Annotated in this window: 9 protein-coding genes; 4 read left to right on the top strand and 5 right to left on the bottom strand. The window is 68.0% G+C overall.

Annotated features, from left to right (window positions below; genetic code table 11):
* Positions 1-131 precede the first annotated feature (131 nt).
* A complete protein-coding gene (locus KV097_RS01040) occupies positions 132-1,808 on the bottom strand; it encodes a glycosyltransferase family 2 protein (protein WP_220364860.1) in 1,677 nt (558 codons plus the stop codon).
* Between the two features lie 215 nt (positions 1,809-2,023).
* Between KV097_RS01040 and KV097_RS01035 the strand changes: the two genes are divergently transcribed.
* From KV097_RS01035 to KV097_RS19860, 3 genes are all read left to right on the top strand, one after another.
* Positions 2,024-2,962: a class I SAM-dependent methyltransferase gene (locus tag KV097_RS01035; RefSeq protein WP_220364859.1), complete on the top strand. Its 939-nt coding sequence runs from the start codon at positions 2,024-2,026 to the stop codon at positions 2,960-2,962.
* 79 nt (positions 2,963-3,041) lie between these two features.
* Entirely contained in the window at positions 3,042-6,527 is a 3,486-nt protein-coding gene (locus KV097_RS01030) for a glycosyltransferase (protein ID WP_220364858.1), read from the top strand.
* Positions 6,528-6,616: 89 nt separating this feature from the next.
* The gene (locus KV097_RS19860; RefSeq protein ID WP_374106969.1) at positions 6,617-8,245 is read left to right on the top strand and encodes a hypothetical protein; all 1,629 of its coding nucleotides are present in this window, start codon (positions 6,617-6,619) and stop codon (positions 8,243-8,245) included.
* 233 nt (positions 8,246-8,478) lie between these two features.
* On the opposite strand, the gene KV097_RS01020 is transcribed toward KV097_RS19860, so the two are convergent.
* Positions 8,479-9,675, bottom strand: coding sequence for a glycosyltransferase family 2 protein (locus KV097_RS01020; protein WP_308289292.1), 1,197 nt, complete (start codon positions 9,673-9,675; stop codon positions 8,479-8,481).
* A 122-nt stretch (positions 9,676-9,797) separates the two neighbouring features.
* On the opposite strand from KV097_RS01020, the gene KV097_RS01015 reads away from it, so the two are divergent.
* Positions 9,798-11,105, top strand: a complete 1,308-nt coding sequence (locus tag KV097_RS01015) for a UDP-glucose/GDP-mannose dehydrogenase family protein (protein WP_308289291.1) — start codon at positions 9,798-9,800, stop codon at positions 11,103-11,105.
* A 53-nt stretch (positions 11,106-11,158) separates the two neighbouring features.
* Here the strand turns inward: KV097_RS01015 and KV097_RS01010 are convergent, their stop codons facing one another.
* The 3 genes from KV097_RS01010 to KV097_RS01000 are packed head-to-tail and all read right to left on the bottom strand — an operon-like array spanning position 11,159 to position 13,864.
* Complete coding sequence (locus tag KV097_RS01010; protein WP_220364856.1) at positions 11,159-11,497, bottom strand: Lsr2 family protein; 339 nt, start codon at positions 11,495-11,497, stop codon at positions 11,159-11,161.
* Between the two features lie 55 nt (positions 11,498-11,552).
* Positions 11,553-13,058, bottom strand: a complete 1,506-nt coding sequence (lysS, locus tag KV097_RS01005) for a lysine--tRNA ligase (RefSeq protein ID WP_220364855.1) — start codon at positions 13,056-13,058, stop codon at positions 11,553-11,555.
* A 35-nt stretch (positions 13,059-13,093) separates the two neighbouring features.
* Complete coding sequence (locus KV097_RS01000; protein WP_374106968.1) at positions 13,094-13,864, bottom strand: type III pantothenate kinase; 771 nt, start codon at positions 13,862-13,864, stop codon at positions 13,094-13,096.
* Between the last annotated feature and the right edge of the window lie 168 nt (positions 13,865-14,032).

Raw genomic sequence — 14,032 nt, 5'->3', positions numbered from 1 at the left:
ACGGCAGTGGACCGCCTGAAAGCGGCGGTGACGCCTGAATACAAGGGATTCGGGGCCTTCGGGCTTCCCGTGTTCACGCAGGGCGAACACCCGACGCAGCGATGTTCACCCAGAGCGAACGGCGGCAGGATTCAGTAACCGCCGCGGCGGGCCGTCGGGGTGCCGAGAGCGGGGGCGTACAGACCCGCCCACTGATCGGTCGCCGAGGTGAGGAAGTGAGCGTCGGGCTTCGCCCAGGTGTGCCCATGCGAGTGGCGGGCGTAGACGAAACCGACGGAGGCAGTGACGTACATGAGCCCACCGGACCGGATGACCTCGAGGATGAGTCCCCGGTCCACCCCTCGCGGGAGGGGTCGCCAGCCGCCGACGGCACCAAGGTCCGCGCGCGAGATCATCAAGGTTCCACCGGCGGCAGCCTCGACGTAGCGCTCGCCACGCAGGGGGCGGCGGATGGTGACGTCCAAGTTTTCCACGTACGTGAACTCGTGCTGCTTGGCGACCAGCGTTCCGCCCGAGTAGTGGCGCCCGATCACGAGATCCCAGACATGATCCGGGCCGTAGAAGTCGTCATCGTCGACCTTCGTGATCAGCTCGCCGCTGGCGCGCCGCGTGGCTGCAGCCAGCACCTCACCGAGCGTGGCGCCGGCACTTGCCTCGACCACGTGCACCTCGATCCCGGCAGTGTCACTCAGATCGGGCGGGGCCACACCGTGGCACGCGACGATGACCTCGAGGCACGGATACGACTGACGAGCCAATTGCCTGACGACATCTCGGGCACGCTCTCCACGCCGCGTCGCCATGATCGCGGTGACCGTCGGCGGACGCGACAGGTCGAGCATCCCGCCAGCAGCTGGCCGCGGCAGGATTCCATGCTCGCGGATCACCAGGCGGCGCTGCCGGACGGAGCGCAACGTTCTTTCGATGACGGTGCGCTCGGCGAGCGGCGCGCGGAACAGGTCGACCACTGGGTCGACGAGGCCACCGCCGCGATGCAGGTCACGACCGCTGTGCAGCAGGACGCCGGTGGCGGCGACCTCCGCGAGGCGGGCCGAGGCGTTCAGTCCGACCGTTGGCGGGACCTGGAGGTCGGAGAGGTCCAGACTGGCAAGAGAGCGCAGGTACGCGACGTCGCCGGCCGCGATCGGCGCATGCCAGGCGAGCTCGCGGCGGCGACCCTTGGGGCGCTCGACAACCAGCCCTGCCTCGGTCCCCCAAGCGACCGCATCAACGCCGGCCCCGTCAATCCTGTCGATCGGATGGTGAACCCGCGGATCGATGCGGGCGATCGGACGACCTCGGCTGTCGAGCCACGCTGCCTCCTCCGCCCGCACGACGTGCGCCGTCGCCTGAATCGGCTCCACGTCGTCGGCGCTCGCTGCAACCGCGACGTCATTCGGGACCATGTTTGAGCCTTCAGGCTCAACTGCGGCCATGGGTGCGACGAACTGGCCGCTCCACGCCTGGATGTCCGGGTCATCGCCGACCGCACCGGAGAGCACCACACGCGCCGACAGCGGAGTGGTCCGCTGCACCTCAGGGTAGAACAGCGGTTCGACCGCTCGGATCACCTCGGCGACGGCAACGGGCTCACTGGTCCGGACTGCGACGTGCGCCTCGCCCTGAGAGATCTGGACCGACAGCTCGGCGAGATGCGGGAGGTGTCCCAAGCGCCCCGTCCACCCGGGACGCGGCGGTGCCCACCCCGCGATCGTCAGGGTCACCTCGAGGGCCATCTGGGCGCCGCATACACCTGCGGCGGCCCGGCCGAGAGCTGCACGCTCGTCTACATGGATCTCCACCGTCACGTCGTTCACTCCTGCAGGAGCGCACCGGGGGTACGCACGTGGTCTCTGTCATTACCCTTCGAGGCTTGTTGTGGGTTCACACCACTACAGTCATGTGACCGCGTAGGTGGATACCCTGGCCGAAACGCTACGGCAAGCGCCGTCATCCGGGAGGCTACGTGAGGAAACTATTGCTGCCCTACGCGGGCGCAACACTTGCCGCGTTGGCTGCTTCCGTGGCCGCGACACTAGGCTCGCGCACCACCTTCGGCGTGCTGATCTCCGGCTCCCTCGCTCTCGCCGTCGTGAGCGTCGCACTCACTGCCCGGGAGCTCATGCGGCGGGTGCACGCGCTCGGCCACAAGGTTGAGGCGCTCAGAGCAGCACATGCCAAGGAGACCAGCCGCACCCGCGAGCTCACCTCGCGCGCCGCGGACGGCGCCGAGCGGACCAGCCGCGAAGGTCGGGCACTGCGTGCCGAGCTGACTCGGGCACTGGGTGGCCTCAGCCTCCGTGACCTGCGCGACACCCTCGAGCAAATGCCCTACGAGGCCGCGGAGCTGAACACGCTCCACGCCGAGCTGGTCGAGACACCTGGCGCGGTCCCGGCCATCGGGTCTCCGTCCGTCGCCCCCTCCACGGTGCTCGCCGCGGTCGACGAGCTCCGTCGCGCGCCGTCGAAGACGTCGATCGTCGAATGCGGATCCGGCGGCTCCACCGTGTGGCTGGCCTACGCGGTCGCCAGGGGTGGCGAGGGCCATGTTCACGTACTCGAGCACGAGCCCGCTTTCGCTGCGCGTACGCGGGAGCACCTACGCCAGCACAGCCTCGAGAAGTACGCCACCGTTCATGACGCCCCATTGCGCCATGTTGAGGTCGATTCGGAATCTGCCACCTGGTACGACACGAGCGGGCTCGAACTGCCCGCGTCCATCGACCTCCTGGTCGTCGGCGGTCCTGCGCCCAGCGTGACGGCGGACGGGCGCCTCCCGGCGTTTCCCGTGTTGGCAGACCGTCTCGGCGTCGGCGCACGAATCATCCTCGACGACGCGGGGTCGCTCTCCTCGGACAGTCTCGCGCGCAACTGGCAGACGGTCGTCCGTGATGGGCACCTGCTGCGCCGGGTCTTCAGCCAAGGCCGCACAGTCGTCTTCGAGGTCGTCGAAGTGGGCTGACTCGCTGGCGTCCCTGCAGCGATCGCACACGAGACGTCTATCCTTCCCCGGGAAGCAGCTCATGTAGTCAGGGAGACAGATGCCAACTAGCCTCAGCAGCCGTGCTCGTCGTGCGGCGGGCCGCATCGGGCGGAAGGCCAGGCGACAACGTGCCCACGAAGGATCCAAAGACGGCCGCCTGCTGCTTGCATCCGAACTCTTCGACCCCTGGTACTACGGGCTGCAGGCGGGTAGACCCCTCTCCGCTGCGCAGGCGGCCGATCACTTCATCCTGCATGGCGTGCACGACGGGTTGCTCGCCAACCCGCTGACGGATTTTCTCAGCGGGGACCCGAGCCCGGAGACGATTCTTACCGAACTGCTCGACGGGTCGGCCCGCCTCCGCCCGGTACGCAACCTTCTCGACGACGTCGCGCTCGTCGAGGCGTTCCCGACGGCTGTCGAGCACGCTGGCGGGCCCGTCGGCTACTTCCTCGAGAACGCGCATTCCGGGGCTCCCGTTCCCGTTCTGGGAACCCGTTCGTGGGAGGCCTTCGTCAGGCTCAGGACCCGTCAGGGACGAATCCTCAAGCAGATCGTGCAGTCGGGCCTCTTCGATCGCCTCTACTACGAGCAACAGGCCGGTCGAACGTTCAACAGCCAGACGGCGGCGATCTGGCACTTCCTCGAGGTCGGCGAGCCGTCGGACCTGTCGCCCAACCCGCTGTTCGAGCGCTCCTGGTACAGGCGAAGCTCATCGTTCGGTGGCGGGATGGCGTTCGCCCACTTTCTGCGAACCGGCCAGACCCTGGGTGCCGCGGGTCCACACTTCGACGCCCCGGCTTACCTCGCCGGCCACCCCGAGGCCGGCGCGCATCCCGGCGGCCCGCTGGGGCACTATTTTCAGAACGCCGGTGCCGACACACTGACCGTTCCCGACCAGTCCCGCGACGTTCAGGCCGTCACGCTCGACAAGTTGCGCGATACGCTCGCCGAGGTCGCACAGATGGCGGCGGACCAGTCGAGCGCCACGCGCCAGGCTCGAACCTGGGCACGCTGGTCGATCGTCACCGGAAATCCTGCCGATGGCCCCACCCGAGGGCCGACGGTCGGCGTCCTCTCCGACGGTCGCGAGTGGGACAGTACAACCGCTGGCCGGCTTGCCTCGCTGGAGTCGCAGCGGTACCGCGACTGGGTGCTGCGGGTCGCGGTCGACTCGGGCGCCCCAGTCCCGCCGGCAGTGGCCGAGGCTGCCGCGGCGGACCCTCGGGTCTTGCCGGTCGGCGTCGACGGTGATGCATGGGCAGACCGCGCCAACGCCCTCGTCGCCTCCGCGGAAGAAGAGCGGATCGCGTTCTGGCGGCCGCACGAGACGTGGTCACCACGCTTCCTCGACAGCCTGCTCGCGGCCGTGAACGACGGCTCGGGGGCCTACGGAGCCGTTGTCGAGGCAGAGTCAGATCTCGTCCGCACCGAACTCGGTCCGCAGGAGACTTTGATCTGGCGCCCGGCTCGCGGGCTGGCCGGCATGCTCGTCAGCAGGAGCGCGCTGCAAGAGGTTCCCTTCCGCGTCGAGGCCGGTGATCAGTACGGTTGGGATCACCTGCTTCGGAGTTCGTTCCCACGCAACTTCGTCCCTTTCATTGCGGCGCGAGACACACACGCCAGCTCGGCACCGCTCCCACCCGGCGTCATGACGTCGTACGAACACGTCATCCGCGCGGAACGGATCATCGACTGGGACTTGCTGAGGGAACGGGCGACCGAACGGATCGAGTCGCGGGTTTCGCTTCTCGTTCCCACGTTCCGCGACTGGCGGTACACCGCCACCGCGGTCGCCACCGCGCTCAATACCGGCTCAGGCGACATGGAAGTCGTCGTTCTCGACAATGGATCGAGCCGCAACGTGAGCCGTATCCTCACAGCGCTCACCGCAGCCGATAGGCGAGTCCAGGTGCGCCGGGTCGCGTGCAACACGAATTTCGCCACTGGCTCGAACCTCGCTTTCGCAGCCTCGACCGGGGCACGTGTCGTGTTCCTGAACAACGACACGGACCCTCGTGAGGGTTGGCTCGAGCCACTCGTCAGCGCACTCGACGACCCCACGGTCCGCGGCGCCCAGCCGTTGCTCCTCTACCCGGACGATTCCGTCCAGACCGCCGGGACCGTCTTTCACGGTCCCCACCTGGTGCCGAGCCACTTCCTGACGTCGCACCCCCGCGAGGACGTGCCCTCGGCGCAAAAGCTCCGGTTTCATGCCGTCACGGCCGCCTGCCTGGCAATGCGCGCCGACACCGTAGCCGCCGCGCGCGGGTTCGACCCCCACTTCGTCAACGGCATGGAGGACGTCGACCTGTGCCTGCGTCTCGGAGGAATCAACGACAAGGTGTTCGTGACCGTGACGGACTCCCAGGTCGCCCACCACGAGAGCAAATCCCTGGGCCGGTCCACGCGAAACGGATCCAACCGCCTTCTCCTGCTCGCGCGCTGGGGCGCACGGCTTCCAGGACCGGAGAAGGAACCGTGGACCTCGGCAGGCTTCGAGGTCGTTGCCGCCCCGCTCACCGGCGCGGTCCCGAAAACAAGCTGCCGCACCGCAGTGACTCCAATCCTTCGACGTCTCCGGACGTCCGTGTCCGCCGGCAACGCAGCCGGACTGCCACGTCTGCGGTGGGCGATCAAGATCGCCGCCCCCGGAGGCCCGAGGGGAAACGGCTGGGGTGACGTGGCCTTCGCCGACGACCTCGCGCGTGCATTGCGATCCTGGGGACAGGAGGTTGTCGTCGACCGGCGGCATGCCCACCAGCGGCCGCCGTCGGACTACCTCGACGACGTGACGCTCACACTTCGCGGGCTTGAGCGCGTTGCGGCCCAGCCCGGTGCCACCAACCTGCTCTGGGTCATCAGTCACCCGGACCTCGTTCAGGATGACGAGCTCGGAGACTCGTTCGACCTGGTCTACTCCGCCGGGGCGCCGTGGGCCGAGATTGCGACGGCTCGTTCAGGCCGCGAGGTCCGTACCCTGCTCCAGGCGACCAACACCGACCGATTCACGACCAATGGGCCAGTCATGGACGGGCTCGAGGTGCTGTTCGTCGGGCGCACACGCAATGTGTTTCGCCCAATCGTCCGTGACGCCATTCGGGCGGGCGCCGACCTTGCCATCTTCGGGAACGGTTGGGAACAGTTCATCGACATGCGCCATGTCCGGGCGGAGCAGCTCGACAACATTCTGGTCCCTGACGCGTACCGAGGAGCTCGGATCGTCCTGAACGATCACTGGGACGACATGGCGCGACTCGGGTTCTTCTCCAATCGCCTCTTCGATGCGGCGGCGAGCGGGGCACGGGTTGTGTCCGACGCGGTTCCCGGGCTGGAAGACCTGTTCGGCCCCTCTGTCCAGGTCTATCGATCCGTCGAGGAGCTCGCCTCCCTTCTTGACCCCGCGGGGGACGGGTGGGCGAGCGACGCGGAGATCGCCCGGAACGCAGCACGCATCGCGCAGGAACACTCCTTCGTCGAACGCGCACGGGTCTTGCTCGCCGACGTTCTCGATCTTCGCGGCGTCGCGCACACGCTGCGCTGAGCATCATGTGAAACCGTGCGGGCCCGACCGTCGCGGTCAGCCGGTCAGCATGACTAGAGTTGGTGCGTCGCTTGGAGAGGTCACTGCAGATGCACAAACCGTGGGTAGTCGGTGGTCTGGTTGTCGTCGCAGGCGTCGCAGGTGCCCTCATCGGGCTCCTCGCGGGTGCCTCACCCGTGTCAACTGGGCTGCTCGCGGTGGCCGGCGCCTCGGCCATGCTGCTTGTCGTCGTCACGTTGATGGCAGCTGCACTCGTCCGGACCGCGGCCGCGATCCAACGCGACGTTCGCCGCCAAGCGCGAATAGTCGGGCGCATCGACCGCCATACGCGCCGACAGCGGGGCAGGACCGCTGCGATTCAGCGTCGGCTGTCCACTCTCGGCGAACACACCTCCCGGGTTGAGAAGGCGTCAGCTCGCACGACCGTCGTGCTCGGTCAACGGTTACCCGCCCTCGAGAGATCCGCTGACCGGCTGCTGCGGGAGGTCCGCGAGCTGCGACCTCCAGCGCCGCAACGTCTCCACACCGGCGCTGACCTGACGACCGCGGCATCTGCGACGCTCAGCGCCACCGTCTGCGACGGTTCCCGGCCACACGTCGTCCTGGTGCTGCAGACCTTCGGCCCGACTGCGGTATTCGCGGGCATCCGCACGGCGGTGGTGGCGGCCGCAGGGTTCGCTGTCCGTCTCGGCCTACCGCTCCGCGTCGTCGTGTGCACGGACCTCCCTGGCGAACCGGCTGCCTCGCTCGAGACGTTGCGCCGCGTCGTCAGCGAGTCCTCGTCGCCGGCAGTCGCCGAGGAACTCCGGTTGAGTGCACCCAACTGGCCGGACCAACACGGTCACCACCCCGACGACGTGTGGATCGCTACGTTCTGGACGACTGCGTACGCGGTCGCCGAGCTCGTGCGCGCGGGCCGTGTCCGAGCTGATCGGTGCGTCTACCTTGTCCAGGACTGGGAACCGAGCTTCTACCCTGGAGGTGACCTCCAGCTCAAGGCAGCCGGGACCTACGACGAGAACTTCGCGATGCTCGTGAACTCCCTGCCCCTCGCCCGCTACGTCAGCGACCAGACCGGACGACCGATCGATCCGCGCTACGTATTCGCACCGGAGCTCGACGTGGAGCCGCTCCAGCGGGCCGCCGCGAACTGGAAGCCGGGCTCAGAGGGCGCTGTGCGTCTGCTCTACTATGCACGCCCATCCAAGCCACGGAACATGTTCGCGCTCGGCCTTCAAGCCATCCGGATCTGGGCGGAGAGACTGCCCGACGATGTCACGGTTCACGTCACGCTCGCCGGCGAGGAGCTTGACGGTGTCGACCTGGGACCGCGCGTCTTGGCCGATCCGGTCGGGAAGTTGACGTACGAGCAGTACTACGAGGTCCTCGCCCAGACCGACCTCGGACTCGCGCTGATGTCGAGCCCTCACCCGGGGCACCTGGCGATCGAACTCCCGATGGCTGGGATCCCGACCGTCACCAATCCGTTCGGCGACTATCGCGATGCCTGGTTCGACGGCCTGACCGTCTCAACCCATCCGGCCGCCGGGGCGCTTGCGGCCGCACTCGACATCGCCCTCAGCGAGGCGACTGCCCTCCGATCGAAGGGCCGCGAGCCCGGCGAGCAACGCATCGACCTCGGTGGGAAGCTGTCTGACGCCATCGACGCCGTGTGCGAGGTGTTCTCCGCGGGAGCGGGGAAGAAGCCTGCACGGTGACGAATCGAGGCACTCCGGGCGCCGCCCGCTCGGCGTCAGCGCGACGGAACGATCGCTCACGTGGAGCCAACGGGCTGGTCGACGCAGGGCTGAGCTTGAGGAAGAACTCATTCCCGGCGGTCGGGAGGAAGTACTCCTCGCGGCCACGTCACTGCGCAGTCTCCCTGTCGATCTCGGAAGACTATGCGCGAACGGAGCCGCGGTGCCAACGTCTCGTCTTGCGCGCGGCGGACCTAGCGACGACGTAGGCGTTGCAACGGCCGCGCGACAGCACGCGCGACGCGGTAGCTCCTGCTCTCTCGGACAGCAGCCAGCTCACTGCGGGCCTGCGCAAGATTCTGCTTCGTCGCCCTCAGCCGCTTCTTCAGCTCCTTCTCGCGCTGAGCCGCTGCCGCAGCCGCCTTCTTCGCCCGTGCCTCCGACGCGCGGAGGTCGTCGCGCGCACGCTCGCTGACAGCAAGGTGAACCCGTTCCAGAGGGATGATGATCCGCGCCACCTGTGCGCTCGCCTTGACTTCGTCTGGTCCGAACTCCTCATCCGAGACGTCGTCGAGCGCCTGCTCTAGGCGGGAGGGCACTATAGCCCTTCCGTCGGCGAGCACTCCGCTCAGCGCCTCGAGGAGCGAAGTGTCGCGGGAGAAGGCTGGGTCCCCCTGCGGATCGACGGGGTGTCGATAGAGATAGAACTCCTCGACAAACCCCGCCTGCAGACGCCGGTAGTCCCGCATTCCGTGGTGGTTCGGGCTCGGCCGCAGCGTCGGGCTAGCCTCATAGGCACGGCCCGACATCTCAACCTTTGCCCGGTGCTGATCGAGCGACCTCCACGGAAGATGCAGCACCTCGAGCCGGAATGCCTCATCAGGCGCGCCGTTGCTCGGAATACTGACGAAGTGATTGCCTTGGGCGACCGTGACGTCCGACGAGCCGACGTGCACGGCGTTCGGCGTCGGCTGCGCGTGGAGCCCTGCAAGATCCATGAGGTCGGCAGCGTCGCGCTCATCTCTCCACACCAATCGGCGTAGCCCTGGTCCGCGACGGGCCGGAGTCCCCGTCAGGTTCGTCACAGGAACAGCGAAGGCCCCGAGGCTTGGTGGGATGCGCTCGAACGCGTCACGCAGCGAGAGGCTTCGATCGACGGGCAGCCAGAACTCGTCGGCGTCCGCATTAAGGACCCACGTTGCATCGTGAACCTCATAAGCACGCCGCGCCATCGCTGTGACGACCTCAGACTGCTGCTTGGCATGGCGCGGGTCGTCGTGCAGCTCGACCACGCCGTGTGCCGCGTACTCCGACAGGATCTCCCTGGTTCCGTCAACCGAGGCGTTATCCGTGGCGATGATCAGGTCCACACCCTGCGCGAGATGGTGCTCGACCATCGCTGCCACGATGTCAGCCTCGTCCCTCACCATCAGGGTCATCACGAGCTTCACGTTGACCTCCATCAACCGCGTCGGGTCCTCGAGCGGCCGTGGCGGCCGCCCAGTGCATGATACGGCGCGCACGCTCGCCTGGGTCCCGCCCGGGCGCGATCTGTGGTTGCTACCCTTCCGGCGTGAAGATCTCTGTAATCGGCTGCGGCTACCTCGGCGCTGTCCATGCCGCGTGCATGGCGTCCATCGGCCACGATGTCGTCGCGATCGATGTTGACGAGCCAAAGGTGGCGCAGCTCGCCGCCGGCGAGCCGCCCTTCCACGAACCGAGTTTCCCCAAGCTGTTGTCAGATGCCCTTGCATCGGGTCGCCTCACCTTCACGACGAAACCGGCAGAGGCGGCCGATGCCACGGTTCATTTCATCTGCGTCGGCACGCCACAGCGGACGGGTGAGCTGGCCGCTGACCTCTCCCACGTTCAGGCAGCCTTCGCCAGCCTCCTGGAGGTCGTCAAGCCGGGCGACACCATCGTTGGCAAGTCGACGGTCCCGGTGGGTACCGCTCAGCGACTCGCCTCCCACCTCGCCACTGTCGAGCCGACGGCTAGCCTCGTCTGGAACCCCGAGTTCCTGCGTGAAGGATTCGCCGTAGCCGACACCCTTAAGCCTGACCGGATCGTGTACGGCGTCGACGGACAGTCGCCATCCGCAGTCGCCACGATCGATGAGGTCTACGCGCCCGCCCTCGACGCCGGAGTTCCCCGGCTCGTCACCGATCTGGCCACCGCCGAGTTGGTGAAGGTCGCCGCGAACGCATTCCTCGCCACGAAAATCTCCTTCATCAATGCTATGGCGGACGTCTGCGACGTGGCTGGGGCCGATGTCACTGCCCTCGCCGACGCTATCGGTCATGATGCCCGGATCGGGCGCCGTTTCCTGAACGCGGGACTCGGTTTCGGGGGTGGCTGCCTCCCGAAGGACATTCGGGCGTTTCGTGCTCGCGCCGAGGAGCTGGGTGCCACCGACTCCGTCGGCTTCCTGCGAGACGTCGACGCCATCAACATGCGTCGCCGTGACCGTGCCGTCTCGTCGGCTGCTGCCCTTCTCGGGGGCAATCTTGACGGCGCACGGATCGCCGTCCTCGGCGCCGCGTTCAAGCCTGACAGTGATGACGTCCGCGACTCACCGGCACTCGACGTGGCCGTACGCCTGCAAGCGCGCGGCGCCCGGGTGCGCGTGACCGACCCTGCTGCGGTTGCGACGGCACGAGCTACCCAGCCCGATCTTCAGATCGTGACAACTGTCGACTCGGCGGTCCAGGACGCTGACCTCGTCATGCTGCTCACCGAATGGCGTGAGTACGTCGCGCTGGATCCGGTCCGGCTCGCTGCACAGGTCCGGCATCCGCGCGTCTTCGATGGGCGTAACGCCCTGGATCCGCACGTCTGGCGTGCTGCTGGATGGACATATGAAGCGCTAGGGCGACCCTGATCCAGCTGGGCATGGCCACGGTCCCCTGCCCCAGGGGGGGCATCACACCGTGGTCAGTGCGCAGCCTCGAATGCTGCGCGGACCTCTCCACTGACGCGTCCCCGCTCCGAGACCTCGTAGCCGTTCTCGCGCGCCCACTCACGGATCTGCGACGCCGAGGAACCGCCCGCGCTGGTCGCGCGACGGCGCGAGCCGCCCGCTGACGACCGACCGCGCCCGCGGGACTTGCGCGCCTCCGCGACATACGGAGCAAAAGCGTCCCGCAGCTTCTGTGCATTCTTGGCGGAGAGATCGATTTCGTACATCACTCCGTCGAGACCGAAGGAAACCGTCTCGTCGGCATCTCCGCCGTCGATGTCGTCGATGAGTATCACTTGAATCTTCTGTGCCATGGTGGCAACATACGCGCTCCACCGAATGGGTCACAATTCCTATTGCCCGCGGGACTCAGCCTTCGCGTGCAGCGGGAAACAGAATTGCCTCGCGAATTCCGACGCCCATCAGAAGCATCACCAGCCGGTCGACGCCCAGACCCATCCCGCCGGCCGGCGGCATCCCGAACTCCAGCGCCCGCAGGAAGTCCTCGTCGACGTCCATCGCCTCGGGATCCCCGGCCGCTGCCAGGGCGGCCTGCTCGGTGAGCAGCTTGCGCTGGAGCACCGGGTCGTTGAGCTCGGAGTACGCAGGGGCGAGCTCGACGCCGTTGATGATCAGGTCGAACGCCTCGGCGAGCCCCGGCTTGCTGCGGTGGGGCTTGGCCAGCGGCCGTACCGACTGCGGATAGTCGGCGACGAAGGTGGGCTGGATCAACGTGTGCTCGACGAGCTTCTCGAAGAGCTCGAGCACGATCTCGCCGGCGCCCCAGCCGTCGCGCAGCGCCACCTCGTGCGTGGCCGCGAGCGCCCGCAGCGTATCGGCGTCGGTGTCGTGCGTGACGTCGGCGCCGACGGCCTCGGCGACCAGCTCGTGGATGCTGGCCCAGCGCCAGTCCGCCTCGAGATCGATGTCGCTGCCGTCACGGCCGGGCACCACCGTCCGCCCGAGCGCCCGGGCGGCGTCGCGGACGAGGTCGCGGAGAAGGTCGGCCATCGTGTGGTAGTCGCCGTAGGCCTGATATGCCTCGAGCATCAGGAACTCCACGTTGTGGGTGTTGTCCACGCCCTCGTTGCGGAAAGTCTTCGCGATCTCGTAAACGCGGTCCACACCGCCAACCAGAGCGCGCTTCAGGTGCAGCTCCAGAGCGATGCGTAGAAGCATCTCCTGGTCGAACGCATTCATGTGGGTGGCAAAAGGACGAGCGGCGGCACCGCCGTTGGTGAACTGCAGCACCGGGGTGTCGACCTCGACGAATCCCTTCTCGTCCAGAGTGCGCCGCAGCGACCGCAGGATCGCCGCCTTCGCGCGGACGACCTCGCGCGCTTGCGGACGAACCACGAGGTCGACGTAGCGCTGGGTCGCGCGCAGCTCCTCCGAGAGCGGGTTGTGCTCGTTGGGCAGCGGGCGCAGCGCCTTCGCGGCGATCTGCCAGACGCTCACCTGGACCGACAGCTCGCCGCGCCGGCTGGTGACGACCTCACCCTCGACGGCGAGGTGGTCGCCGATGTCGACGAGCGCTTTGAAGTCCGCCAGCGACTCCGCGCCGACGTCGGCGAGCGATATCATGCCCTGGATCTCAGAGCCGTCCCCCTCGCGCAGACGGACGAAGCAGAGCTTGCCTGTGTTGCGCAGGAAGATCACCCGACCGGCGGTGGCGACGCGCTCGCCCGTGTGCGCGTCGGCGCCCAGTGCCTCGGCGTCGTGGGCAGCCACGATCTCCCGGATCGAGTGCGTGTAGGGCACGTTCAGCGGGTACGGCGGTACGCCCGCGTCGAGCATTCGCTGACGCTTCTCGCGCCGGACCCGCATCTGCTCCGGGAGGTCGTCTGCGGGCACGGTGGGGGCGGCGTCGGTCATACGCCCCAGGGTAGTGGGGGCCCGAGCCGGCAGGATCAGGCGTTCCGGGACGCGACGATCCGCAGCCCGATCAGGGTCAGGTCGGGTTCGTGCGCGGTGACCGTGGTGCACTCGCCGAGAACCACGTCGGCGTTCCTCCCGGTGGCCACCACGGCAACGTCGTCGCCGCCGAGCGCGCGGATCATCCGCGTCACGATGCCGTCGACGAGACCGGCAAACCCGAACACCATCCCCGACTGGATCGCCTCGACGGTGTTCTTCGCGATCACGCCGCGCGGGCGCACCAGCTCGACCGACCGCAGCTGTGCGCCGCGGCGGGCCAGCGCCTCGAGCGAGATCTCGATGCCAGCCGAGATCGCGCCGCCGACGTAGCGTCCCTGAGCGTCGACCACGTCGAAGGTGGTGGCGGTCCCGACGTCGACGACGACGCACGGCCGACCGGCATACAACACTCCCACGGCCGCGGCGTTGACGATCCTGTCGGCTCCGACCTCGCGGGGGTTGTCCATCAGGATCGCCACCCCGGTGCGCGTCCCGGGCTCCACGATGGACACCACGCAGTCGTCGTAGTGCCGCTCCAGCAGCAGGCGCATCTCGTGCAGCACCGCCGGGACCGTGCAGGACAGCGCCACGGCCTCCACAGGGCCGGCGTCGCACTGCTCGAGCAGCCCGCGGAGCAGGAGCTGCCACTCGTCCGCGGTCCGCGTGTCGAGGGAGGCGACCCGCCAGCTCCCCACCAGACGGTCGCCGTCGAACGCGCCGACGACCGTGTGGTTGTTGCGGACGTCCAGGCAGAGGAGACTCACGTGCTCATCATGGCGCAGCGCGCCCGGCATTTGCGTCGGCGAGGACATCGCCGCGCACCGTGCCGCTGCCGGGCACCGGCTCTGCGGGTTCGGACCCGATGCCGACGATGCGGTTGCCGGTGTCGTCGGACGTGCGCGAGTAGGCCCGCGAGAACGGCGACGAGGTGT

It is taken from the genome of Mumia sp. zg.B17 (assembly GCF_019550915.1).
Taxonomy (GTDB): domain Bacteria; phylum Actinomycetota; class Actinomycetes; order Propionibacteriales; family Nocardioidaceae; genus Mumia.
Note: the sequence above shows the minus strand (reverse complement) of the source record. Positions and strands in the feature narration are given on the sequence as shown.

What these genes read in the sequence shown, in the direction of transcription:
- KV097_RS01030 (WP_220364858.1), top strand. Translation starts at nt 3,042, where the DNA reads ATGCCAACTAGCCTCAGCAGCCGTGCTCGTCGTGCGGCGGGCCGCATC.
- KV097_RS19860 (WP_374106969.1), top strand. Translation starts at nt 6,617, where the DNA reads ATGCACAAACCGTGGGTAGTCGGTGGTCTGGTTGTCGTCGCAGGCGTC.
- KV097_RS01010 (WP_220364856.1), bottom strand. Translation starts at nt 11,497, where the DNA reads ATGGCACAGAAGATTCAAGTGATACTCATCGACGACATCGACGGCGGA.
- lysS (WP_220364855.1), bottom strand. Translation starts at nt 13,058, where the DNA reads ATGACCGACGCCGCCCCCACCGTGCCCGCAGACGACCTCCCGGAGCAG.